Annotated in this window: 24 protein-coding genes; 9 read left to right on the forward strand and 15 right to left on the reverse strand. The window is 68.9% G+C overall.

All coding sequences use genetic code 11. The features are described from left to right. Positions 1-7: 7 nt before the first annotated feature. On the forward strand, positions 8-796 hold the full coding sequence (locus tag KIT53_RS03795; protein WP_297747992.1) for an IclR family transcriptional regulator: 789 nt from the start codon (positions 8-10) through the stop codon (positions 794-796). A 49-nt stretch (positions 797-845) separates the two neighbouring features. Here the strand turns inward: KIT53_RS03795 and KIT53_RS03800 are convergent, their stop codons facing one another. Then, on the reverse strand, positions 846-1,151 hold the full coding sequence (locus KIT53_RS03800; protein ID WP_297747863.1) for a c-type cytochrome: 306 nt from the start codon (positions 1,149-1,151) through the stop codon (positions 846-848). Positions 1,152-1,274: 123 nt separating this feature from the next. Here KIT53_RS03800 and KIT53_RS03805 point away from each other — a divergent pair, with 123 nt between their 5' ends. Then, positions 1,275-1,517 carry a TIGR04438 family Trp-rich protein gene (locus tag KIT53_RS03805; RefSeq protein WP_297747866.1) on the forward strand — a complete coding sequence of 81 codons (243 nt, stop codon included), beginning with the start codon at positions 1,275-1,277 and terminating at the stop codon, positions 1,515-1,517. A 37-nt stretch (positions 1,518-1,554) separates the two neighbouring features. Here the strand turns inward: KIT53_RS03805 and ilvD are convergent, their stop codons facing one another. Further along, entirely contained in the window at positions 1,555-3,264 is a 1,710-nt protein-coding gene (ilvD, locus tag KIT53_RS03810) for a dihydroxy-acid dehydratase (RefSeq protein ID WP_297747869.1), read from the reverse strand. Between the two features lie 129 nt (positions 3,265-3,393). Here ilvD and KIT53_RS03815 point away from each other — a divergent pair, with 129 nt between their 5' ends. Both KIT53_RS03815 and lgt read left to right on the forward strand, forming a co-directional pair. Beyond that, positions 3,394-4,332, forward strand: coding sequence for a LysR family transcriptional regulator (locus KIT53_RS03815; RefSeq protein ID WP_297747873.1), 939 nt, complete (start codon positions 3,394-3,396; stop codon positions 4,330-4,332). 5 nt (positions 4,333-4,337) lie between these two features. Then, positions 4,338-5,144, forward strand: a complete 807-nt coding sequence (gene lgt / locus KIT53_RS03820) for a prolipoprotein diacylglyceryl transferase (protein ID WP_297747877.1) — start codon at positions 4,338-4,340, stop codon at positions 5,142-5,144. Here the strand turns inward: lgt and KIT53_RS03825 are convergent. Genes KIT53_RS03825 through KIT53_RS03885 form a run of 13 tightly spaced genes read right to left on the reverse strand, consistent with a single transcriptional unit; the run spans position 5,138 to position 17,012 of the window. Further along, the gene (locus KIT53_RS03825; RefSeq protein ID WP_366521890.1) at positions 5,138-7,261 is read right to left on the reverse strand and encodes a TadG family pilus assembly protein; all 2,124 of its coding nucleotides are present in this window, start codon (positions 7,259-7,261) and stop codon (positions 5,138-5,140) included. The two genes, lgt and KIT53_RS03825, sit on opposite strands and share 7 nt — an antisense overlap. Positions 7,262-7,281: 20 nt before the next feature. Continuing rightward, positions 7,282-7,737: a TadE/TadG family type IV pilus assembly protein gene (locus KIT53_RS03830; RefSeq protein ID WP_297747884.1), complete on the reverse strand. Its 456-nt coding sequence runs from the start codon at positions 7,735-7,737 to the stop codon at positions 7,282-7,284. Continuing rightward, on the reverse strand, positions 7,734-8,243 hold the full coding sequence (locus KIT53_RS03835; RefSeq protein ID WP_297747887.1) for a TadE/TadG family type IV pilus assembly protein: 510 nt from the start codon (positions 8,241-8,243) through the stop codon (positions 7,734-7,736). The genes KIT53_RS03830 and KIT53_RS03835 overlap by 4 nt, the downstream gene beginning before the upstream one ends. A 31-nt stretch (positions 8,244-8,274) precedes the next feature. Next, complete coding sequence (locus KIT53_RS03840) at positions 8,275-8,586, reverse strand: DUF3613 domain-containing protein (RefSeq protein ID WP_297747890.1); 312 nt, start codon at positions 8,584-8,586, stop codon at positions 8,275-8,277. A 49-nt stretch (positions 8,587-8,635) separates the two neighbouring features. Beyond that, on the reverse strand, positions 8,636-9,382 hold the full coding sequence (locus KIT53_RS03845; protein WP_297747892.1) for a tetratricopeptide repeat protein: 747 nt from the start codon (positions 9,380-9,382) through the stop codon (positions 8,636-8,638). Beyond that, a complete protein-coding gene (locus KIT53_RS03850; protein WP_297747895.1) occupies positions 9,379-10,320 on the reverse strand; it encodes a type II secretion system F family protein in 942 nt (313 codons plus the stop codon). The genes KIT53_RS03845 and KIT53_RS03850 overlap by 4 nt, the downstream gene beginning before the upstream one ends. 2 nt (positions 10,321-10,322) lie before the next feature. Then, positions 10,323-11,288 carry a type II secretion system F family protein gene (locus tag KIT53_RS03855; protein WP_297747898.1) on the reverse strand — a complete coding sequence of 322 codons (966 nt, stop codon included), beginning with the start codon at positions 11,286-11,288 and terminating at the stop codon, positions 10,323-10,325. Then, complete coding sequence (locus KIT53_RS03860; RefSeq protein WP_297747995.1) at positions 11,281-12,597, reverse strand: CpaF family protein; 1,317 nt, start codon at positions 12,595-12,597, stop codon at positions 11,281-11,283. The genes KIT53_RS03855 and KIT53_RS03860 overlap by 8 nt, the downstream gene beginning before the upstream one ends. A gap of 5 nt (positions 12,598-12,602) precedes the next feature. Further along, positions 12,603-13,868, reverse strand: a complete 1,266-nt coding sequence (locus tag KIT53_RS03865) for a histidine kinase (RefSeq protein WP_297747901.1) — start codon at positions 13,866-13,868, stop codon at positions 12,603-12,605. Positions 13,869-13,893: 25 nt separating this feature from the next. Further along, positions 13,894-15,267 carry a type II and III secretion system protein family protein gene (locus tag KIT53_RS03870; RefSeq protein WP_297747904.1) on the reverse strand — a complete coding sequence of 458 codons (1,374 nt, stop codon included), beginning with the start codon at positions 15,265-15,267 and terminating at the stop codon, positions 13,894-13,896. A gap of 33 nt (positions 15,268-15,300) precedes the next feature. Then, positions 15,301-16,269, reverse strand: coding sequence for a Flp pilus assembly protein CpaB (cpaB, locus tag KIT53_RS03875; protein WP_297747907.1), 969 nt, complete (start codon positions 16,267-16,269; stop codon positions 15,301-15,303). A 36-nt stretch (positions 16,270-16,305) separates the two neighbouring features. Further along, positions 16,306-16,803 carry an A24 family peptidase gene (locus KIT53_RS03880; protein WP_297747910.1) on the reverse strand — a complete coding sequence of 166 codons (498 nt, stop codon included), beginning with the start codon at positions 16,801-16,803 and terminating at the stop codon, positions 16,306-16,308. 23 nt (positions 16,804-16,826) lie between these two features. Further along, positions 16,827-17,012 (reverse strand): Flp family type IVb pilin, encoded by a 186-nt coding sequence (locus KIT53_RS03885; protein WP_297747913.1) that lies wholly within the window; start codon positions 17,010-17,012, stop codon positions 16,827-16,829. Between the two features lie 770 nt (positions 17,013-17,782). Here KIT53_RS03885 and KIT53_RS03890 point away from each other — a divergent pair. The 5 genes from KIT53_RS03890 to KIT53_RS03910 are packed head-to-tail and all read left to right on the forward strand — an operon-like array spanning position 17,783 to position 23,192. Continuing rightward, a complete protein-coding gene (locus KIT53_RS03890) occupies positions 17,783-18,442 on the forward strand; it encodes a GntR family transcriptional regulator (protein WP_297747915.1) in 660 nt (219 codons plus the stop codon). Continuing rightward, positions 18,439-19,788: a malonyl-CoA decarboxylase family protein gene (locus KIT53_RS03895; protein ID WP_297747919.1), complete on the forward strand. Its 1,350-nt coding sequence runs from the start codon at positions 18,439-18,441 to the stop codon at positions 19,786-19,788. Before KIT53_RS03890 ends, KIT53_RS03895 begins: the two co-directional genes overlap by 4 nt. A gap of 48 nt (positions 19,789-19,836) precedes the next feature. Further along, positions 19,837-20,826, forward strand: coding sequence for a tripartite tricarboxylate transporter substrate binding protein (locus tag KIT53_RS03900; protein ID WP_297747922.1), 990 nt, complete (start codon positions 19,837-19,839; stop codon positions 20,824-20,826). A gap of 13 nt (positions 20,827-20,839) precedes the next feature. Continuing rightward, positions 20,840-21,610 (forward strand): enoyl-CoA hydratase/isomerase family protein, encoded by a 771-nt coding sequence (locus KIT53_RS03905; protein ID WP_297747925.1) that lies wholly within the window; start codon positions 20,840-20,842, stop codon positions 21,608-21,610. Between the two features lie 28 nt (positions 21,611-21,638). Further along, on the forward strand, positions 21,639-23,192 hold the full coding sequence (locus tag KIT53_RS03910; RefSeq protein ID WP_297747928.1) for a malonyl-CoA synthase: 1,554 nt from the start codon (positions 21,639-21,641) through the stop codon (positions 23,190-23,192). The last annotated feature ends 17 nt before the right edge of the window (positions 23,193-23,209 follow it).

Consider the following 23,209-nt stretch of genomic DNA (forward strand, 5'->3'; position numbering starts at 1 on the left):
GCCGACCATGGAAAAGAACCGACGGGGCATTCAATCGATCGAGATCGGCAGCGCGCTGCTGCTGCAGCTGGCCCGTCACGTGCGGCCGGTGCCGCTCAAGGATCTCGCGCGCGCCGCGGGCATGACGCCAGGCAAGGCGCATCCCTACATGGTCAGCTTCCTCAAGGTCGGTTTCGTGACCCAGACCGACGCGGGCCACTACGAACTGGGCCCGCTGGCGCTGACCCTGGGGCTCACGCGGTTGCAGCGCATGGACCCGGTGAAGGAGGCGTCGCAGGTGATCGAGGCCCTGGCCGAGGAAACCGGGCAGAGCGTCGCCGTGGCGGTCTGGGGCAACCTGGGGCCGACCATCGTTCGGCTGGAAGAGCCGATACAGCCGCTGCACGTCAACCTGCGCGCGGGCACGGTGATGTCCCTGGTGAACACCGCCACGGGCCGCCTGTTCGCCGCCTACATGCCGCCCAAGCTGGTGGAGCGGCTGCTGTCGGACGAACTGGCCCGCGTGGGCGACGCGCCGGAGACGCCGCTCAAGCTCGGCCACGAGGCCTTCGAGGCGCTGCTCGCGGAGACGCGCCGCCATGGCCTCTCGCGTTCGCTGGGCCAGCCGATTCCCGGCATTGATGCGCTGTGCGCGCCGGTGTTCGACGGCGCGGGCCACCTCGTGCTGGGCCTGTTGGTGATGGGGCCCTCGGCCACGTTCGACAGCCGTTGGGACGGTGCGGTGGCCAAGGCCGCGCTGCAATGCGCGGCGGAAGTCTCCCGTCGCATCGGCAACGACCGCGCGCGCGCTCCATGAAAAAACCCGCCGGGTCGCGGCGGGTTTTTTCATGCGCCAGGGGCGCGGATCACTTCAGGCTGAGCACCCAGGCGGCCAGCTTCTTGGCCTCGGCTTCGCTGACCTGCGTGTTCGCGGGCATGGGGATCGCACCCCAGACGCCGGAGCCGCCCTTGACGATCTTGGTGGCCAGGGCATCCACGGCCTTGGCGTCGCCTGCGTACTTCTTGGCGACGTCCTTGTAGGAAGGGCCCACCAGCTTCTTGTCCACCGCATGGCAGGCCATGCAGTTCTTGCTCTTGGCCAGGGCTTCATCGGCCATCGCGGGCAGCGCCAGCGTGCTCATGGCGGCCAGAATGAGGAAAGCGCGTTTCATGGGGGACTTCCTTGTGATGTTTGCCAGGATTGGCGTGGCGCGATTTTAACGAAGCCCGTTTTGCGCAGACACGACGGGTTACAGTTTCTTGCCGGCTTTGTCCGGCCTTTACCGGAGCATGTGATGTATTTCCTGATCGCCGGCATCCTGCTGTTGCTGATGAAGTACCTGGAGGTCGGCTTTGCCGCCGACCTGTCCTGGTGGTGGGTGCTGTCCCCCTTTGGCCTGGCCGCCGCCTGGTGGGTCTGGGCCGACATGAGTGGCTACACCAAGCGCAAGGCCATGGAGAAGATGGACCAGAAGAAGCAGGCGCGCATCGACAAGCAGCGCGAGGCCCTGGGCATCAAGAAAAAACCCCCGCGCTGACCTCGGGCGTGAGGCCAGGGCGGGGGCTTGCAGGGCATCAGAACGCGTCGAGCACCGCGCCCTTGCTGGCGCTAGAGGCGTTGAACGCGAACTTCGCCTGCACGCCGCGCGTGTAGCGCGGTGCCGGTGCCGTCCAGCCGGCGCGGCGCTTCTCGATGTCCGCTTCCGGCACATTGAGTTCCAGCTTGAGCTGGTGCGCGTCGATGGTGATGCTGTCGCCCTCCTCGATGAAGGCGATGGTGCCGCCGGCGGCGGCCTCGGGCGCCACGTGGCCCACGACCATGCCCCAGGTGCCGCCGGAGAAGCGGCCGTCGGTGATCAGGCCCACGCTTTCGCCCAGGCCCGCACCGATGAGCGCGCCGGTGGGTGCCAGCATCTCGGGCATGCCCGGCCCGCCCTTGGGGCCGAGGTAGCGCAGCACCATCACGTCGCCAGCCTTGATCTTGCCGTCCAGGATCGCCTGCAGGGCCGACTGTTCGTCGTCGAACACGCGCGCCGGACCGGTGATGACCGGGTTCTTCAGGCCGGTGATCTTGGCCACTGCGCCTTCGGGGCTGAGGTTGCCCTTGAGGATGGCGAGGTGGCCCTGTTCGTACATGGGCTTGTCGATCGGGCGGATCACGTCCTGGTCGGCGCGGGGCTGGTCGGGCACGTCCTTGAGCACCTCGGCGATCGTCTGGCCGGAGATGGTCAGGCAGTCGCCGTGCAGCAGGCCGGCGTTGAGCAGGATCTTCATGACCTGCGGAATGCCACCGGCACGGTGCAGGTCCACCGCGAGGTACTTGCCACTGGGCTTGAGGTCGCAGAGCACGGGCGTCTTCTTGCGGATGCGCTCGAAGTCGTCGATGCTCCATTCCACGCCCGCCGCGTGGGCGATGGCCAGGAAGTGCAGCACCGCGTTGGTCGAGCCGCCCGTGGCCATGATCACGGCCACCGCGTTCTCGATCGCTTTGCGCGTGACGATGTCGCGCGGCTTGATGTCCTTGCGGATCGCCTCGATCAGCACCTTGGCCGACTCCTTGGCCGAGTTCATCTTCTCGTCGTGCGGGTTGGCCATGGTGCTGGAGTAGGGCAGGGAAATGCCCAGCGCCTCGAAGGCCGACGACATGGTGTTGGCCGTGTACATGCCACCGCACGAACCGGTGCCGGGAATGGCGTGCATCTCGATCTCGCGCAGGTCCTCGTCGCTGAGGTTGCCGGCGGCGTTCTGGCCCACGGCCTCGAACACGCTCACGATGTTGAGGTCCTTGTCCTTCCAGCGGCCGGGCAGGATGGTGCCGCCGTAGACATAGATCGCCGGCACGTTGGCGCGCAGCATGCCCATCAGCCCACCGGGCATGTTCTTGTCGCAGCCGCCCACCACCAGCACGCCATCCATCCACTGGCCGCCGACGCAGGTCTCGATGCAGTCGGAGATCACCTCGCGGCTGACCAGCGAGTACTTCATGCCCTCGGTGCCCATGGCCATGCCGTCGGAAATGGTCGGCGTGCCGAACACCTGGGCATTGCCACCGGCCTCCTCGATGCCGGCGATGGCCGCATCGGCCAGCTTCTGCAGACCCGAGTTGCAGGGGGTGATGGTGCTGTGGCCGTTGGCCACGCCCACCATGGGCTTGGTGAAGTCGCCTTCCTGGTAGCCCATGGCGTAGAACATGGAGCGGTTGGGCGCGCGCGACTTGCCTTGCGTGATGTTGGCGCTGCGGCGGTTGATGGGCTGGATGGGGATGGTCTTGTTCGGCGTGGCCATGGTTGTCTCGTCGTGGGGAAGGGAAGGGCGGCCGGCCCGCGCGTGGCGGGCCGCGGCCAGCCGCGAGTATGCGACAGGCGCCAGGGCATTTCCAATTGCTTCGGCGGTCGCCATTGATATGCTTGGCATATGAATAGAGATGAAAAATCGCTGCGTGTCGAATTGCGCCAGTGGCGCCAGTTCGTCGCTCTGGCCGAGGAACTGCACTTTGGCCGCGCCGCGCTGCGGCTGCACATGACCCAGCCGCCGCTGACCCAGGCCATCGCCGGGCTGGAGGCCGCGCTGGGCGTCCGGCTGTTTGACCGCACCCGGCGCAGCGTGCAGCTCACCCCCGCCGGCCAGGCGCTGCTGCCCGAGGCGCGCGAGCTGCTGGCGCGCGCGCAGGCACTGCCCGGGCTGGCGCGTGCCGCCGCCGATGGCGAGGTGGGGCATCTGCGGCTGGCCTTCGTCTCCACCGTGGGCTACGAACTGCTGCCACGCTGGGTGCTCGCCTTCCGCCAGCGCTGGCCGCAGGTGGCGCTGGAGCTGACCGAAGCCACCGGCGACGTGCAGCTCGAGCTGCTGGCGCGCGGCGAGGCCGACGCCGGCTTCATGCTGCATTCGCCAGGCTTTGCCATGGCGGGGCTGGCGCATGCCCGCATCGCCAGCGAGCCGCTGGTGGTGGCGCTGCCGCAATCTCACCCGCTGGCCACGCAGGAACAGCCCAGGTTGCAGGCCTTGCTGGATGAGCCGCTGGTCATTTTTCCCCGCCGCATCCTGCCCTCGGTGCACGACGCGGTGTTCCAGCTCTACCACGCCGCCGGGCGTGCCCCCCGGGTCGCCCAGGAGGCGATCCAGATGCAGACCATCGTCAACCTGGTGGCCGCCGGCCTCGGCCTGGCCTGGGTGCCGCACAGCGTGCGCCAGTTCCAGCGCACCGGCGTGGTCTACCGCAGCCCGGCGTTGCCCCGGGGCCGGGCCTTGCCCACGTGCGAGACCAGCCTGGTCTGGCGGGCCGATGCGGTCAGCCCGACGCTGGCGCGCTTCATGGACTTCGCCCAGCCCGAACGGGCCCTGCTGCGACAATAGACCGCATGCTGCTCCATCCCCAGATCGACCCCGTTGCCCTGCAGATCGGCCCCCTGGCCATCCACTGGTACGGCCTGACCTATCTCGCCGCCTTCGGCCTGTTTCTCCTGCTCGGGCGCGCGCGCCTGCACCACCCGCCCTTCGCGGGCATCACCCAGCCCAGCCCCTGGAGCCGGCGCGACGTGGAGGACATCCTGTTCCTGGGCGTGCTGGGCGTGGTGGCGGGCGGGCGACTGGGCTACTGCCTGTTCTACAAGCCCGCCTACTACCTGGCCCATCCGCTGGAGGTGTTCGCGGTCTGGCAGGGCGGCATGAGTTTCCATGGCGGCCTCATCGGCGTGATGCTGGCCATGGTCTGGTACGCGCGCAGCCGCGGGCGGCCCTTCATGCAGGTGATGGATTTCGTCGCGCCCTGCGTGCCCACCGGCCTGGCCGCGGGCCGTGTGGGCAACTTCATCAACGGCGAACTCTGGGGCCGGGTGGCCGATCCCTCGCTGCCCTGGGCCATGGTGTTTCGCGGTGCCGGCGACCTGCCGCGCCACCCCTCGCAGATCTACCAGTTCCTGCTCGAAGGGCTGCTGCTCTTCGTGCTGCTGTGGTTCTACGCACGCAAGGAGCGCGCGCAGGGCCAGGTGTCGGCGGTGTTCCTGTTCGGCTACGGCGTGTTCCGCTTCATCGCCGAATTCTTCCGCGAACCCGATGCCCACCTCGGGCTGCTCTCGCTGGGCATGAGCATGGGCCAGTGGCTGTGCGTGCCCATGATCCTGGGCGGCGCGTTCATGTGGTGGTGGTTTGGGCGCCGCCGTCAGTAGACCAGCGTGGCGCCGCGCTGGCACGACAGCCGTGCGCCGATCTCGGTCTGGGCCAGGTCGATGCCGGTCCAGCGCAGCGCAGCGTTGAGCACGGGGTCCAGCAGCGGTGCCAGTGCGTTCCTGATCACGCCCTTGAGCGTGTTCAGCAGGTTGTTGATCAGGGAGACAGTGCCATTGAGCAGCGCGCCGAGCGCGCCGCTGCCGCTGCTCTGGTACATCGAGATCTCCAGGCCATTGAGCGTATTGCCCAGGCTGGCCACGATGTCCGTGGCCTGGATGGCCTGGAACGAGGGGTCGCTGCCCGGGCCGGCGTAGGGCGGCGCATCGATTTCCGGCAGGTTCTCGGGTGCGGGCGCCGCGTAGAGCAGCGGTGTGCTGGTCTGGGAGCCGGCGACCGGCATGTCCGCCTGCAGGCCGAAGCCCGCGACGACGTTGCGCCGCGCGGCGTTGGCGTCGTTGACGAAGTTGCCCGACACGTTCTTGTACTGACGGCCCGAACACCCGATGGAGCCCAGCAGGATGTTCAGCAGGCAGCTCGCGTAGCGCTCTTCGGTGTAGCCGACCTCGATCAGCGACACCGGGTCCACCCGGATGGGCTGGGAGCTGGAGAATGCTTGGCTGATCTGGCCCACGCGCACATGGGCCAGGGCGGTTTCGCCGTGCACGCTCAAGGACTTGCTCTGCGCTTCGCAGCTGTGGTCGGTGACGCGCGCGGACCCCAGTCCGGCGTCGATGCTGAGGTCGACGCGGGCGCTGGGCAGCACCTGGGTGTAGATGATCTTGGATTCCGGGCAGGGGACGATGGCGCCGCAGACGATGCCACCCACCAGGCCGGTGACGATGTTGCCCAGGTTGAGCGTGCTCACGGTGCCCAGGAAGTTGATCAGGGGCGAGAGGGCCGCGGTGACCGAACTGGTGAGGCTGCTGACGGCTCCGCTCAGGCCATTGAGCTGCACGCTGTGCAGGGTGCGCACCTGCGCCGTGCGCACGGCGATGCGGGCGGGGTCGCTGTCGCCCAACTGGGGGTTGATGAGTTCCGGATTGCCGATGGCCGAGTGCTGCGGTTTTTCGATGACCTTGATCTGCGACGTCAGGCCCGCCAGCCCAGGCAGGCTGATGGCCAGGTTCGCGGCCGCTGCGTTCTCGCCGTTGGCCAGTTGTATGGTGCTCTGGACCAGGCTGAACACCTGCACGTCCATGTTCAGTGCCGAGGCCGGCGTGCCGCTGGCCACACTGAGCAGGTCGCCCAGGCGGATGTCGGCGTTGCGCACGGCCGCGGCGGTGCCCAGTTGCTGCAGGGCGCTGGCCTGCAGCGCATGGCCGTCGCGCTGCAGCAGTTCCGCCGCGACGTCGAACAGGCGGGCCAGCGTGATGCGGCTGTCGAGCACGCTTTCGTAGTCACCGGCGGTGGCGCCCAGGGCCACGAGGTAGTCCAGCAGGCGGACCTGGGTTTGCAGCAGGCCGTTCCAGCCCGCCGCCGACAGGTTGACCGCGCTGCCGAGCAGGGCGCCGGTCACCTGGTTGAGCAGGCTGGCCTGCGTGCTGTCCAGGTTGAGCAGCGTGCTGCGCACCGTCAGCGCGGCCTGGGGGGACTGGCGCGCGGCGATCGCTTCCACCTGGATGGTGCGCGGGGCATTGCCGGGGATGGCCGGGAGCAGCAGCGGGGGCGTCTTCTGCAGGCTCACCCGTACCGCGTTGAACGGCGTGCGGTCCGCCTCGAAATGGCGGCCGCTGCCGTCGTCGGCGACATCGGGCGCCCAGTAGCCGCAGCGGACTTCGGCCGCTTCCAGGCTGAAGCTGGCCGGCAGGTTGCGTGCCGGGTCGGAGGGGCCGCTGCCATTGGCGCTGTGGCGTGCGGCGTCGATGGCGTCGTCGCAACGGTTGGCCAGAAGGCCGCCGGCTCCGGCCAGTGCGGCCAGGTCCGTGGCTTTCTGCAGTTCGCGCTTCATGTGGAACAGGTGGCCCAGTTCGGTGCTCACCAGCGCGATCACGATGAGGCTCATGGCGATCACCGTGTGGATCATCAGCGACCCGCGCTGCGGCGCGCGGGGCGAGAGGCGCCGCCGGCTCGGGGACGCTGAGGCTGGAGGGGCAGAGGCGTGGGGATGCGCGTGCATGGCGGCGTCTGGGCGAAGGGTCAGGGGCGGGCCGTGGCGCGGCCCTGGAGCAGGTCGGGCATCCAGCGGCTGCCGTCGAGCAGGGGCAGCGAGGGCAGCAGCCGGTTCACCCGGTAGGGGTAGCTCACGGTGACGGTGGTGGCGCCAGGAGGGCCGCTGACTTCCACCGTGACCTGTGCCGCGATCCACAGGCGCCGATCGGCGAAGCTGGCATGCGCCACCGGCGTGACCAGGGATTCGGCGAGCGAATCCCAGACCAGGTTGCGGACGTCGTCGGTGGCCATGGCGGTGCGTGCGTGCAGCGCGCGCGCGCCTTCGCCGGCCGCGCGCGCCACCGCCTGCTGTGTGTACAGCGCGGCGCCGAAAGTGGCGACGGCGTAGAGCGCGAGCAGCAGCACCAGCATGACCAGCGCGAACTCGATCGCCGCCACGCCGCGCTGCGCGAGCCGAAGCAGGGGCGTGCGAACCGGTGTCATGGCCGCACGCGCTCCAGCAGGACGCTGGCCCGGCCCGCCAGCCGCTCGGGCAGGGGAAAGGGAATCGGCGGCAGCACGCGATCGAGCTGGGACAAGGTGACCTGCACGCGGATGTGGCAGCGCTGCGCCCAGTCGCTGGAGGCACAGTCGGGCGTGCCGCCGGCCTGCACACAGGTTCCGGTGGCCGGCTGGCAGACATCGGCCTCGATGGCCATGTTCGCCTGCAGCGGCTTCCAGCCCTGGGTGCGTGCCAGTGCGACAGCCTGCGCCTGCGAGAGCCGCGCCTGCAGGCTCTGCTGCACCGTGGCGCCGGACTGGTGGCGCAGGCCGGCGCGCGCGGCGTCTTCGGCCGCGCTCTGCAGCCCCAGGCGGAAGGTGAAGAGCACGCCGTAGCACATGATGGTGTAGACGATGCCGAAGAACAGCAGGAACACGAAGGCGTACTCGATGGCGTAGATGCCCCGCTGAAACCGTGGCCGGCGAGGCGTGCGTGGCGTGCGTGGCATGGGGGTCTGCACCGCGTTGCGGCGGCGTGTCCTACTTCGCTTCGCCCTGCACACGCGAGCCGAACCAGGTCGGCAAAGGCTGCTGGAAGCTCTTGAGGTAGCGCTGGTGGCTCAGGTCGGCCACGCTGCCGTCGATCGGGCGTGGCGTGGCGGAGGCTTCATGCCCCAGGCGCTGGCGCTGCAGCAGGCTGCGCGTGGCGTCGCCGATTTGCATCGGCGCGGGGGCGGCCGTGGTCGCCGGCATGGCCGGCGCGTCCTGCGCCCAGAGCGAGGTGCTCAGCAGCATGCCGAGCACCCACCCGCAGGGCCGGGCGATGGTGGAAGGGCGGGGTCTTGTGCGCATGGCGTGGCTCCTTGCAGGACGGCGGTGGCGGGTGTGACAGCGAAATTGTTCAGGGCGTCGATGGCGCGGGCGGGTTCTCCAGCCGCAGGCTCATGCGCAGGGTTTTTTCAGACGGGGCCGAGGCTGGCGCCAGGACCCGCGCCTGCTGCTCGATGGCCGAGCGCGCGGCGTCGCTCAGGCGCGCCTCGTCCATCCAGCGCCGAGCGGCCGCCGTGTCGCCCTGGGTGAGCAGGTACAGGGCCAGGTTGCTGCGCACGCGCGGGTGGTCGGGCAGCAACTGCTGCGCCTGCATCAGCGGCAGCCGGGCGGCGTCGAAGCGCCCGGCCATCAGGTAGGCGTAGCCCAGGTCGTTGAGCAGCAGGCCGTCGGTGGGGCGTGCTTCGCGCGCCTGCTGAAACAGCGTGGCCGCTTCGGCGTAGTCGCCGCGCGTACCGGCCAGCAGGCCCAGGCCGCGCAAGGCGGCGGCGCGTTCGGTGGTGCCGGTGAGCTGCTCGTAGAGCGCGGCACTCGGTGCGTCCTGGCCGGTGTGGCGAAACGCCTGTGCGCGCAGCAGGCGCGTGGCCGGGGTGCTGCCCCAACGCTGCTCCAGCGCATCGATATGGGCCAGGGAGGCAAACCACATGCCGTTGCCCTGCATCTGGCGAACCAGCGCCAGGTACGTGGCCTGGTTGTCCAGGCCGGGCTGGGCCGTTTCTGCGGCCCCGGCCGGGTCGGGCGGCAGCGAGGTGCAAGCGCCGAGCGCCAGGAGGCAGGCAAGGCCCAGCAGGGCGCGGCCGATGCGGTGCGGTGTGTTCATGATGTGATGCTCCCCAGTGATCGCACGATCGCGATGAAGCCCGGCCCGGCGGTGACGATGACCAGCGCCGGCAGCAGGGTGGCCACCATCACCACGGTCATCTTCACGGTGATCTTGCCCACCAGGGCCCGCATTTCGGCCTTGCGGTGCACGCGCAGGCGTTCGCCGAACTGGCGTATGGGCTCCTGCACCGCGCCACCGTGCTTGTCCACCTGGTTCATCAGGGCCACGAAGTCGATCAGGTGCTGGTTGTCGTGCAGGCCGGCCATGCGTTGGTAGGCCTGTTCGCGGCTGCGGCCCTGCGCGTACTGGCGATTGGCCCGCGCGACCTCGGCGCCGAGCACCGGCATCACGTGCTGGAATTCGGCGGCCACGACCTGCAGACTCTGGTCCAGGCTCAGGCCCACGCTCTGCAGCAGGCCGAGAAGGTCCACGAACAGCGGCAGTTCGTGCGTCACCTGGCGCCGCCGACGTGCGGCAAGGTGCTTGAGCACCCACTTGGGCAAGAGGTAACCCATGGCGAAGCCGGTGGCCAGCAGCACCACGTGCTGGCCGGCGCCGCCCTTGCCGTTGCCCAGAAAGGCATGGGCCAGCAGCGGCAAGGTCAGGCAGAGCAGCAGCCGGGCGACGAGGAAGGCGATCTGCGCGCGTGTGGCCGGCAGGCCACTCTGGCTGATCAGGCGGCGGTCTTCCTCGGCCACCAGCGCGCGGCCGAAACGGCTGTCCAGCCAGCGCCGTGGCCAGGCTGGCGCGCGCAGCAAGGCCAGTTCGTCCGGGGGGGCGTGCGGCGCTTCCTGCGAGTGCACGCCCAGCGCCCGCTCGACCAGGCGGGTGTGGACGTCTCGCCGCGCCTGCTCGCGCAGCATCACCGCCGCCAGCATGGCCAGGCCCACGGCCAGCAGCACCAGGGACAGGATGGTCAATTGCAGCGGGCTCATGCTCAGTCCAGTCGTGCGAGCCGGTACAGCAGCAGCGCGCCCGCCAGTTGCAGGCCAGCGGCGCTGAAGACCAGGCTGCGGCCCAGGGAGTCGGTCCACATGCGGCCGAAGTAGTCGGCGTTGGTGGCGATGATGGCGCCCCCCACCAGCACCGGCAGCAGGCCCAGCACCCAGGCCGACAGGCGGGTTTCCGCCGACATGGCCGAGAGCTCCGCCTCGGCCTCTTCCCGGTCGCGCATGAAGTGGGCCACCCGTTCGAGCAACTGGTCCGAGCGGCCGCCGTAGCGCGAGCTCAGACCGAGGATGGAGGCCACCAGAAACAGCTCTTTCACACGGGTCTTGCGCGCCACCTGCCGCAAGGCCTGGTCCACGTCCATGCCGGCCTTCACCATCGCCAGGGCATGCGCCATCTGCTCGTGCAAGGGGTTCTTGGTGCCCTGCACGGCCATCTGGAAGGCCGCCTGCGTGGAGTGGCCCACCACGATCAGCCGCACGATCGCATCGAGCATGCCTGGCAACTGGTGGACCATCTGCCGGCGCTGGCGCTGCACGCGCAGCCAGATGCCCAGGCCGCCGCCGGACAGCAGCACCGCCAGCACACCCAGCGCGCTGACCCAGCCGGAGAATGCCAGGGCGGTGCCGACGGACACCAGTGCCATCAGCAACCCGGCCACCGCGGCAGAGGGTGGCAATGCGCCCAGCATGCAGGCCGGCATGTGCCATGCCGGGCGTGCTCCGGGTATGGGTTGCGGTGGCGCCTGTGGAGCCAGCGGCGCGCCAAAGCGCAGGCCCGGCATGGCCAGCGGCGCCGCGCCGGGGGGAGGCATGTTCTGGGGTGACAGGCGTTCGGCCAGGTGCCGTTGCGCGGCCTGGTTCCGCTGGCGCCGCTGCGCGAACGCCCAGGCCAGAACGCCCGCGGCGAGCAGCAGCAGCGCCCCGCTCAGGGCGATGAGAGCGAGGTCAGACATGCGGGCCTCCGGGCGATGCCTGGTGCAGCAGTTGCTGGCGCAAGCGGGCGATCTTGGGCGAGTGCGGGGCGATGTCCATCGCCACCCAGCGGTCCTGCTCCTCTCCATGGGCCGACACCAACGGCTCGTGGCGGAACAGCTCCTGCATGGCGACCACGTTGTCGTTCAGGCCGGTGATCTCGCTGATGGACAGAATGCGGCGCGAGCCATTGGGCAGGCGGCCGATCTGCACGATGAAGTCGATGGCGTTGGCGATCTGCCGGCGCAGGCTGATCTCGCTGCCCTGGTAGCCCGCGAAGCCAGCCAGCATTTCCAGGCGGTACAGGCACTCGCGCGGCGAGCTGGCGTGGATGGTGCCCATGGAGCCGTCGTGCCCGGTGTTCATGGCCTGCAGCATTTCGATGACCTCGCCGCCGCGCACCTCGCCCACGATGATGCGGTCCGGACGCATGCGCAGGCTGTTGCGCATGAGGTCGCGGATGGCGATGTGCCCCGCGCCGTCGTAGCCACCCGGGCGGCTCTCCAGTCGCACCACGTGCGGGTGGTTGAGCGCCAGTTCGGCGGTGTCTTCGATGGTGACCATGCGCTCGTTGCCGGTCACGAAACAGGCCAGGGCGTTGAGCAGCGAGGTCTTGCCCGAGCTGGTGCCGCCGCTGATGAGGATGTTGCAGCGAGAGCGCACCGCCATCTCCAGCAACTGGGCCATGGCCAGGTCGAAGGTGCCCAGCCCGAGCAGGTCTTCCGGGCTCAGCGGGTCCTTGCGGAATTTCCGGATCGACACGGCGGGGCCGTTGATCACCAGAGGCTCGATGACGACGTTGATGCGTCCGCCGTCGCCCATGCGCGCATCGACCATGGGGTTGGACTCGTCCAGCCGGCGGCCGATGGGCGCCAGGATGCGCCGCACGATGCGCATCAGGTGGTCGTTGTCGGCAAAGTGGATCTGCTCGCGCTGCAGCACGCCGTGGCGCGAGACATAGACCTGCTGGCTGCCGTTGATGAGGATGTCCTCCACGGTCGGATCGCTCAACAGGTCTTCCAGCGGACCGAAGCCGGCGAACTCCTTGGTCAGCGCGTCCGCCACCAGTTGCGTTTCGCGCGCGTTGATGGGCACGCGGTGCAGGCGCACCTGGCTTTCGCACTCCAGGCTGACGAACTGCTGGATGGTGCTTCGTGACCAGCGGCCAAACTCCGCGCCCAGTTCTTCGATGCGGTTGAGCAGGTGCTCGTGCACGAAGGTCTTGACGGTCTGGAACTCCGGCGAGTTCTGGAACTGCCCCGTTTCGGCGAATTCGATGGGGTTGGACAGGGCGCTCATTTCCGTCCTTTCCAGGGCGCAAGCCAGCCGTTCATGCGCTGGGACCAGGGTGCCGAGGTGGGAGGGCCCGATGACGCCGCGCCGGCATCGTGGCTCTGGCCCTGGCCCAGCGTGCGCGCCAGGGCCGCGAGGGCCTGGACATACGGGTCGCTGCGGTCCGTCTCGGCCAGCAGGCGGCCTTGCGCGGCGGCGCCGAGCAGCGCCGCGCCGCGCGCGGGCAAGGGGTGCGCGCTGGCGCGCAGGCCGAGCTGCCGCGCAATGTCTTCGCTGCCCAGGCCCACGCCTTTTTCCAGCCGGTTGAGCACCAGGGAGAAGTTGGCGACGGGCACCTGGCGGTCGCGCAGTTCGCTCAGCAACTGGGCGGTGGAGACGATGGCGCCGATGCTCTGGTCGCACACCACCCAGACCTCGTCGGCCGCCTGCGCCACCTGCGCGACGAAGTCCAGGTTGGACAGACCGCCGAGGTCCGCGATCTGCAGGTCGAAGAACTCGGTCATGCGCTGGATCAGCGCCACGGAGTCGGCATGCGACACCGCGCGCAGTTGCGTCAGGTCGGCCGGCAGGGGCAGCACCGCCGTGCCGCTGGCGTGCTGGGCCAGGGCGGTCTGCAGCAGCGTCTGGTCCAGGCGGCGCAGGTTGTGAACGCCATCGACGAAGCTGAAGCCGCTCTGCATGTCCAGGTACAGCAGGCCGTCGCGCGCGGGCAGGCCCATGTCCAGCAGGGCGACGCCCTGGCGCGGCATGCCTGCGCCGCGCCCGGACTGCAGCAGCGCGGCGAGGTTGCAGGCCAGGGTGCTCACGCCCAGGCCACCGCGCGCGCCGAGCAGGGCCAGCGTGCGCCCGCGGGGCACCGGCCGGACTTCCTGGCGCCGGTTGCCCAGCGTCAGCAGCATCTGCAGCACCTCACCGGGCGGGCCGCCCAGGTCCACGAAATCGTCCACCCCCGCGCGCAGCGCCGTCAGCGTGGCCTGGGTTTCGCTGGCATGCCCGATGCCGATCAACAGCAGGTCGGGCCACTCCCGGCGCAAGTGGGCGGCGAGGCGTGCGCCCTGGCCGGCCTGTTCGCCGGAGAAATCGATGAACACGGCCCGCGGCGGCGTGGCGCCGATGCGTTCCCCCAGCGAACGCGCATCGGGCGTGATGGCGGTGACCTGTTCCGGACCGCCCAGCGCCGTGGCCAGCCAGTCCACGTGCGCGCGGACGTCGGACGCACAGAGCGAGGCGGTGAGGCCCAGGTTCGCGGCGACGAGGGAGCTTGGCATCTTGGTCATGGTCGTGGGGCGTCGGTCAACGCGAGAAGCCGGGCAGGCTCTCGTCGGCCTGGGCACCGATCAGGAAGCTGCGCCAGAAGGGGGCGTCGCGCTGTTCGCTGCGCCCTGGCAGGGCAGGGTCGATCGGCGTGCCCGGCGCCAGGGGGCGCACCAGGTGCGGCGTCACCACGATCACCAGCTCGCGTTCGCTTTGCTGGTAGTCCTGGCGCTTGAACAGCGTGCCCAACACGGGCAGGTCGCCCAGCATGGGCACCTTGTCCAGGCTGGAGGTGGTGTGGCGGCTGATGAGGCCGCCGATGATGAAGCTCTCGCCGTCGCCCAGCTCGACGGTGGTGTCGGCCCGGCGCGTGGTGAGCGCCGGCACCGAAATGCCGTTGAGCGTCACCGCGTTGGTGTAGTCCAGGTCGCTGGCCTCGGGGGCCACCTTGAGCACGATGCGGCTGTCCGACAGCACCGTGGGCGAAACCGTCAGGCCGATGCCGAAGGGCTTGTACTCGACGCTGGTCGTGCCCAGGCCCTGTGCGACGGGGATCGGGATCTCGCCGCCGGCGAGGAAATTGGCGCTCTGGCCGGAGAGCGTCACCAGTGTCGGCTCGGCCAGCACGCGCGCCAGGCCGTTGCCTTCCAGCAGGCCCAGCCGCATGCCGATGTTGGCCTTGCCGAAATTCATCAGCAGGCTGAACGCCTGCGACATCGGGGAAGCCATTTCGCCCGTCAGCGCGCCATCGGCGCCGAAGGTGGCCGAGTTCAGCGAAGAGGGCGTGAACACGCCGAAGCTGAAGCCGCTGCGGTTGGGGCTGGTGCTGAAGAGGTTCAGGCCGGCCTGCTTGAGCACGCGTTTGTTGAACTCCACGATCTTCACTTCCACCTGCACGGTGTGGCTCTTCACCGCCACGGTGGCGCGGTCGTTCAGGGTTGTCTGCGGTGCATGGGCGCTCAAAGCCTCCTCGCGGGCCTGCCGGTGCGCCTGCGCATCCGCGTAGCTGCCTTGCAGCACCGCCGCGGGGCGCTGCACCTCCAGCAGGAACGCGCGCGGCGCTTCGCTGCCGCGCTCCCAGACCAGCAGCGAGGTGCTGCCCGGCGCCTTGCCGGTGAGGATCAACCGGGCCGCCGCGCTGCCGCGTTCCTTGCGCGTGACGAGCACCGTGGCGACGCGGTCGTCGGCGATGGCGATGCGCTCCACGCCCTTGTCGATCAGCAGCGTCTGCTGGCTGCCGACGGTCAGGTCCAGCGCCGTTGCCTGCGCGGCCATGCCGGCCGTTCCTGTCTGGGCCGTGGCGGTCAGGGGGGGCGCCCAGGCCAGGATGCCGCAGGCGACAAGGCTGGCCACCATGCGGACACCCGCGCGCGGGGCCGAGGGCGGGAGAGAGGGCGGGTGGGCTGTGGACATGCGTGCACCTTGGGGTGGTAGGGGGCGGCCGGCTCAGTAGCGCGCGGTGTCGCGGCGGTCGCCGCGGATGATTTCGATTTCCTGGCTCTCGGCGGCGGGCCGCGCGCCGCGCCGGGCGGGCATGGGCGTGGCCGCCGGGCGTGCGGGCGAGGCGCTGCCGCCCTCGGCGAGGTCGGCCGCGGTCAGGCCGGCCTGTGCCAGGTCCATGCCCTTGAGCGGACCGGTCGCGGCGGTGCCCCGCCGGGCCGGCCGCAGCGCGGTGGGCAGCGGTGCGAACAGGGCGGGGTCCGGTTCGGCGGTGTCGTCGGGGTTGCGCAGCGCTAGCAGCAGTTGCCCGGTGGCGTCGCCCAGGGCCAGGCGGTTGACCTCCTCCACGGGCACCGCCAGCACGGCGGTGCGTGCTGCTGCCTGCGCGGCAGGCTTCTGGGGGCGGCCGTCTCCGTTGGGTGGCAGGCCGTCGACCGACGCACTGCCGTAGGCCAGCACACGTTTGCGGGCCAGCAGCAGGCGCGACTGGCTGCGCTCGACGTCCTTGCCATCGGCCTTGATGGCAAAGAACACGTCGACGAAGTCACCGGGACGCACGGTGTTGCCCACGCCGATCACCTCGTCCACTTTCACGGCCACGGCGCGCTCGCCGCTTTCCAGGCGCAGGGCCAGCCCGGACACCAGTTGCGCTTCCAGCAGCGGTGATCCGCTGCCCAGGTCGAACACCGGCACGCGGCCTTCGACGTCGGACACGCTGCGAAACGCACCCGTTGGCTGCATAGGCAGCTGGACCACGCGCAAGGCACTGGCCTCGATGACCTGGCCGGCGGGCAGGGCGCGTGCGGCCACGACCACCGGGTAGGTGGCGGCCGCAGGGGCCGCCGCGGCTGTCGGGGCCGGCACGGGCTGGGCCACGGGCACCGCCGGCTGCCGGCTCAGCATCCAGGCGTACGCCGCCAGGAGCAGGGACAGCAGCACCAGGACGATGGCGATGACTTTGGAGAACTTGATCATGGCGTCGGTGTGTCCGTGGTGGGTTGACGTCTCGCCTCAACCCGCGCCGCCCAGGGCCATGAGGCCGAGCGTGCCGAATGCGAGGTAGGCGGCCAAAGGGATGTGCCGTCGGCGCTGCGCGGCTGGGGGGGCGGGGTTGTCCAGTGCGCCGGCCAGACGCGGCAGCCAGGTGGGCTGTCGCCGCAGAGCCAGCCACAGCAGCGCATGGGCGAGGCCCAGCACGCTGGTGATCAGCCAGATGCCCGGGAGCGCCGCGGCCCCCATCCAGAGCCCCAGGGCGCCGGCGAACTTCACGTCGCCCGCGCCCATGAGCCCGGCGGCATGCAGACAGAGCAGGGCGCCGAAGGCCAGAGCGCCACCCAGCAGCGCCTGTGGCCAAGCCAGGCCCAATGGCTGGGCGCCAACGCTCAAGGACACCAGGGCCATGGCCGCGCCAACGAGCACCAGGCTGTTGGGTACGCGGCGGTGCGCCAGGTCGTGGTGCGTCACCAGCATCAGCCAGCCGACCAAAACCGCCATGGCCCAGGTGTTCATCGCCGTTGCCTCGCGCTTGGGTGTCAGGACGACGGCACGGCCGACGACTTGACGTGCTCGAAGATCGCCTCCAGCGTGCTCTTCACGCTGTTCTCGCCGGTGCTGAACACGACCACCAGGACGATGGCCATGAGGCCCGCGATGATGCCGTACTCGATGGCGGTGGCGCCTTCCTCGTCGCGCAGGAATTGAAGGATCTGAAGTTTCATGATGGGCTCCTTTGAACAGGCCGCAAAAGGTCAAACACACAGGTGCATGGCGACAGGCTTCCCGACGTTCCAGTCCACCGGAGAGCCGGTGATGCCCTGTTGCGCCAGGTCCTCTGATCCGCTTCTCGATTCCTTCGCCGATTCGCCTCCAGAGGTGGGGAATCCATGAATTAAATCGGATGCCGACCTTAGTGATTTCGGGGATAAATGGTTTATCTTGAGGTGGAATTTTTCATGTTAGAAACTGTTATTAATTGACCATTCAGAAAAGAATGGGTGACCGCCAGAAGGTTTTTTTCATCGATGAAAAGGTGTGATGAAATGCATGTGCAGGCATTGTTTTGAGTACAAAATCTCGTTGTTTTTCATGTGATTAGATGGGATTTATAACTTTATTGATAAGCTTTTACATCCCCCTTTGTATAGGACCGAAGTTCCACTTGTCGCATCGACTGAGGAGCAAAGTCCACAGTTGGAAATTCGAGCGTAATACCAAAAGAACCATGCGCCCAATGTCTTCGTGCAGGTGGTAAGTGGTGACACCAAATTTGGGTTAAGTCGAAGGACCGTCATTACCCTGCCGACGTTATGGGATTGGATGGGGCGGGAAATGCCGGCCTGAGCCCGTTCGGGTGGAGGGGCAGGCCCGGGCGCGGCGCGGCCTGGCGGCCCACGGAGGCGTCACCAGGGGCGGGCTTACCCCTATGGAAGGCGCCCGCCGGGGCTTTAAAATTATGCGTAATTACACGTCATTATTCAGCCCGCAGCCCATGCTCAACTCCCTGCACGACGAAGTGGCCACGCAATTGCGGGAGCGCATCTTCGCCGGCCAGTTGGTGCCCGGCAGCTTCATCGACGAGCCGGCGCTGTGCAATGAGCTTTCCATTTCCCGCACGCCACTGCGGGAGGCTCTGAAAGTGCTCACCGCCGAAGGCCTGGTGCGCCACGAACCCCGGCGCGGCTGTTTCGTCAGCGAGGTCACCGAGCGCGACCTGGACGAGATCTTTCCCGTCATCGCGCTGCTCGAAGGGCGCTGCGCGCACGAGGCGGCCGTCAACGCATCGGACGCCGAGCTGGCCGCGCTGGAGCAGTTGCACGAACGCCTGGAGCGCTGCGCGCGTGCACGGCTCATCAACGACTACTACGAGGCCAACTTCGCCATCCACGAAGCCATCATCACCCTGGCCAACAACCGCTGGCTGGCCCAGGTGATCGGTGACCTGCGCAAGATCGTCAAGCTCGCGCGCCTGCAGCAGTTGCATGCCCCGGGCCGCCTGGAGCAGAGCCTGTCCGAGCACCTGGCGGTGTTTGCCGCGCTCAAGGCGCGCGACGCCGAAGGCGCGGAGGCCGCCATGCGCACCCATCTCACGCGCCAGCGCACCGCCTTGCGCGAGCTCGCGCGCAGCCAGCGATCGAGGCTATCCGCATGAACACCGGCACCCACACCACCACGGAATGGCTGGCCCGCAGCGTCTCGCGGCTGCGTCCCTCCGCCACGCGCAAGCAGGGCCCCCGTTCCACCCAGGAACGGCTCAAGGCCACGCTGCGGCAGGACGGCGAGGCCATGTCCCCACGTGCGTTGCGCCAGGCCCTCAAGGATCTCAAGGGCATCGTCGATCCCATGGTCAGCGAGGTGGAGGGAGGGCGGCGGGCTCAGGCGGTGATGGACTGGCACGCGCAGGCCGAGCCCGCGCTGCGGCGCGACCTCTGGCTGCTCATGAGCGAGCACTTCGTCGCCGACCCGGAGCGTGTGCAGCAGGCGCAAGCCCAGTACGCCGCCGCCGTGGGCACGCCAGACGAGGCCGCGGCAGAGGTGCTGTACCGCCGGGCCACCGTCTCGCCACGGCGCCGCCTGCTGCAGCGTTTCAGCGCCAACCCCGACGGTGTGCGCTTCCTGGTCGATCTGCGCGCGCAGATGCAGCCCCTGCTGCGTTCGGACAGGCGCCTGCTGGCGCTGGACGTGGAGATGGAGTACATGTTCTCCACCTGGTTCGACGTAGGCTTTCTGGCGTTGCGGCGCATCACCTGGGATTCGCCGGCCTCGCTGGTGGAGAAGCTCATCAAGTACGAAGCGGTGCACGACATCCGCAGTTGGGCGGACGTGAAGAACCGGCTGGACAGCGACCGGCGCTGCTACGGCTTTTTCCACCCCAGCCTGCCTGAGGAACCGTTGATCTTCGTCGAGGTGGCGTTGATGAACGAGATCGCGTCCAGCATCACGCCGCTGCTGGACGAAGCGGCGGCGCCCGCGGACCTCGACCGCGCCACCACCGCCATCTTCTATTCCATCAGCAACACGCAGACCGGCCTGCGTGGCGTGAGCTTCGGCGATTCGCTCATCAAGCGGGTGGTGGACACGCTCAACCGCGAATTCCCGCGCCTGCGCCACTTCGCCACGCTCTCGCCCATCCCCGGCTTGCGTGCCTGGTTGAACAAGGCGGCTCCGGCGGAGCTGCTCAAGGCCTGGGAGCACGTGGACACCCTGGAAGAAGACGCACCCGAGCGGCGCGCGCTGCTGGGCTGGGCTGCGCGCTACCTCGGCCGGGAACTGCAGGACGGCAAACCGCTGGACCCGGTGGCGCGTTTCCACCTGGGCAATGGCGCCCGGGTCGAACGCCTGAACTGGGCCGCCGACCCGTCTGCCAAGGGCATGCGCCAGTCCTACGGGCTGATGGTCAACTATCTCTATGATCTCAAGCGCCTGGACAAGCATCGTGCCTTGCTGGCGCAGGGCAAGGTTCCGCTAGCCGCGGCCATCAAGGACCTCGACGACTGAAAGATCGAGGCCTGCCGGCCGCCCATTCCAACCACAGGAGACAACCGCATGAACCAGAGTCTGAACAGACGAGACATCCTGCGCGCGGCCGCTGCCGGCGCCGCCCTCCGCGCCACGGCTGGCCACGCCCAGCCCAGCGCGTGGCCGAGCCGGCCGGTCACCATGATCGTGCCCTTTCCCGCGGGCGGCGGCACCGATGCCTTCGCCCGCCCCATGGGCGCGCAGTTCACCCGTCTGACCGGCAAGTCCCTGGTGATCGACAACCGCGGCGGCGCGGGCGGCACGGTCGGCGCGAGCGCGGCGGCCAAGGCCGTGCCGGACGGCTACACGCTCTTCATGGGCGCGGTGCACCACACCATCGCCCCCAGCATGTACCCGCGCCTGGACTACGACCTCGAAAAAGACCTGGTGCCGCTCATCCTCGTGGCCAGCGTGCCCCAGGTGGTGGTGGTCAACCCCAAGCGGGTGACGGCCAACAACTTCCAGGAGTTTCTCGCCATGGCCAAGGCCAACCCGGGCAAGCTGAACTACGCCTCGGCGGGCAGCGGTACCTCGCACCACCTGGCTGGCGAGCTGTTCAAGCAACAGACGCGCACCTTCATCACCCACATTCCCTACCGCGGTGCGGGCCCGGCGCTCAACGACCTCATTGCCGGCCAGGTGGACGTGATGTTCGACGGCCTGGGCTCCTCGGCCGGCCATATCAAGGGCGGGCGCATCAAGCCGCTGATGGTCTCCGGCAGCAAACGCAGCCCCGCGCTGCCCGACGTGCCCTGCGCGGCCGAGGTGGGCCTGCCCGACTACAACGTCACCACCTGGTACGGGGTCTGGGCGCCCAAGGGAACGCCGGTCGACGCGCAGGCGCGGGCGATCGAGGAGATCCGCAAGGCGGTCTCCGCCGACGAGTCCAAGGCCGTCTGGGCCAGCCAGGGGGCGGAGTTCGCCAACCTGAGCGGCCCGCAGTTCGAGGCCTTCGTGAAGACTGAGGTGCAGAAATGGGCCGCCGTGGTCAAGGCGTCGGGGGCCAAGCTCGAATGACGGAAAGGACAGCATGAGCGGACGGGTTCATCTCGCCATCGACAACGGGGCGCTGGCGCGGGTCACGCTGTCCCATCCGGGCAAGTTCAACGCCATGTCGCGCGCGATGTGGCGGGAGTTGCGCGCGGTGTTCACCGCCCTGCAGACGCGCGATGACCTGCGTGCCGTGATCGTGGCAGGCGAGGGCGGGCACTTCTGCGCTGGCGGCGACATCGCCGAATACCCGGCATTCCGCTTCGAGGAGGCGGGCCTGCGCGACTTTCACGAGAACGACGTCTGGGGAGGTCTGAGCGCCATGCTCGCGTGCGACCTGCCGCTGCTGGCGCAGATCGACGGCCACTGCATGGGCGCGGGCGTGGAGATCGCCAGTTGCTGCGACATCCGCGTGGCCGGGCAGGGCGCGCGCTTTGGTGCGCCCATCGCCCGCCTGGGCTTTCCCATGGCGCCGCGCGAAGCCCAGTTGGTGGCGCGCGAGCTGGGGTTGGCCACGGCGCGCGAGATGCTGCTGGAAGCCGCCGTGCTGGACGCCAGCGAGATGAAGGCGCGCGGCTTTCTCCAGGCGGTGCTGCCCGATGCCGAGGTGGCGCAGCAGGTGCTGGCCCGCGCCCAGCGCCTGGCGCGGCTGTCGCCGCACGCGGCCCGGCTCAACAAACAAACCTTGCGTGCACTGGGCGGGGACGCGCCCGCTGCCGCGCTGCTGGCCGAGGCCTACCGCTATGCCGAGCACCCCGAACACCGGGAGGGCATCGGTGCCTTTCTCGCCAAGCGGCCCGCCGTTTTCTGATTCCCTTCTGTCTTCGCTCAGTCTGCACATGGACAACCACAACCTCTTCGCCGCGCTGCGCGCGGCCTTTCCCGCCGACCTGGATGCCACCGCCGTGGAAACCGTGGGGGGCGAGCATGCCGGTCTGCGTTATTCCTGGCGCGACCTGGACCGCGCCAGCGCCATGCTGGCCAATCTGCTGGACTCGCTCCAGCTGCCCGCCGGTTCGCGCATCGCCGTGCAGGTGGACAAGTCGGTCGAGGCGCTGATGCTCTACCTGGCCACGCTGCGCGCAGGCCACGTCTTCCTGCCGCTGAACACCGCCTACCAGGCCGGCGAGATCGAGTACTTCGTCGGCAACGCCGAACCCGCCGTGGTGGTGTGCAGCAAGGCCAACTTCGGCTGGGTATCCAAGATCGCCTTCAAGGCCGGCACGCGCCATGTGTTCACGCTGGACGAAGACCGCAGCGGCACGCTGCTGGACCGGGCCGCGCACCATTCGGACGTGCATACCCCGGCGTTGCGCCAGGCGGACGACCTGGCCGTCATCATCTACACCAGCGGCACCACCGGCCGCAGCAAGGGCGCGATGCTCTCGCACGGCAACATGCTCAGCAACGCCCAGGTGCTGCGCCAGTACTGGGGCTGGCGGCCCGACGACGTGCTGATCCACGCGCTGCCCATCTTCCACGTGCATGGCCTGTTCGTTGCCATCCACGGCGCGTTGATCAATGGCAGCCCGATGCTCTGGCTCAACCGCTTCGACCCGCGCGCCACGGTGGCCCTGTTTCCCCGCGCCACGGTGTTCATGGGGGTGCCCACGCTCTACGTGCGCATGCTGGCCGAGCCAGGTCTCACGAAACAGCAGGCCGCGCACATGCGCCTGTTCATCTCGGGCTCCGCGCCACTGCTCATCGAAACCTTCGACGAATGGAAACAGCGCACCGGACAGACCATCCTGGAGCGCTACGGCATGAGCGAGACGGTGATGATCACCTCCAACCCCTATCCGGCCGACCCGCGCTTCGGCGGCCAGGATGAACGCCGCGGGGGCACCGTGGGCTTCGTGCTGCCTGGCGTGGAGCTGCGCGTGGTGGATGACGCGGGCGCACCCATGCCCGTGGACGAGATCGGCGGCATCCAGGTGCGTGGGCCCAATGTGTTCAAGGGCTACTGGCGCATGCCCGAAAAGACCGCCGAGGAGTTCACCGCCGATGGCTTCTTCAAGACCGGCGATGTGGGTCGCATCGACGCACGCGGCTATGTGAGCATCGTGGGCCGCAGCAAGGACCTCATCATCTCCGGCGGCTACAACGTCTATCCGGCCGAGATCGAGGGCTGCATCAACGAGATGGCGGGCGTCGCCGAGAGCGCGGTGGTCGGCGTGCCGCATCCGGATTTCGGTGAGGTCGGCGTGGCGGTGGTGATCGCCAAACCCGGTGCCAGTCTGGACGCCAACCAGATCCTGGCTGCCCTCAAGGCCCGCCTGGCCAACTTCAAGATCCCCAAACGCTGCGTGGTCGTTCCCGAACTGCCCCGCAACACCATGGGCAAGGTGCAGAAGAACCTGCTGCGGGACCAGTACAAGGCCAGTTTTGCCTGAATGGCCACGGCGAGCGT

Source organism: Hydrogenophaga sp., from assembly GCF_026125785.1.
In the GTDB taxonomy this organism is placed as follows: Bacteria; Pseudomonadota; Gammaproteobacteria; order Burkholderiales; family Burkholderiaceae_C; genus Hydrogenophaga.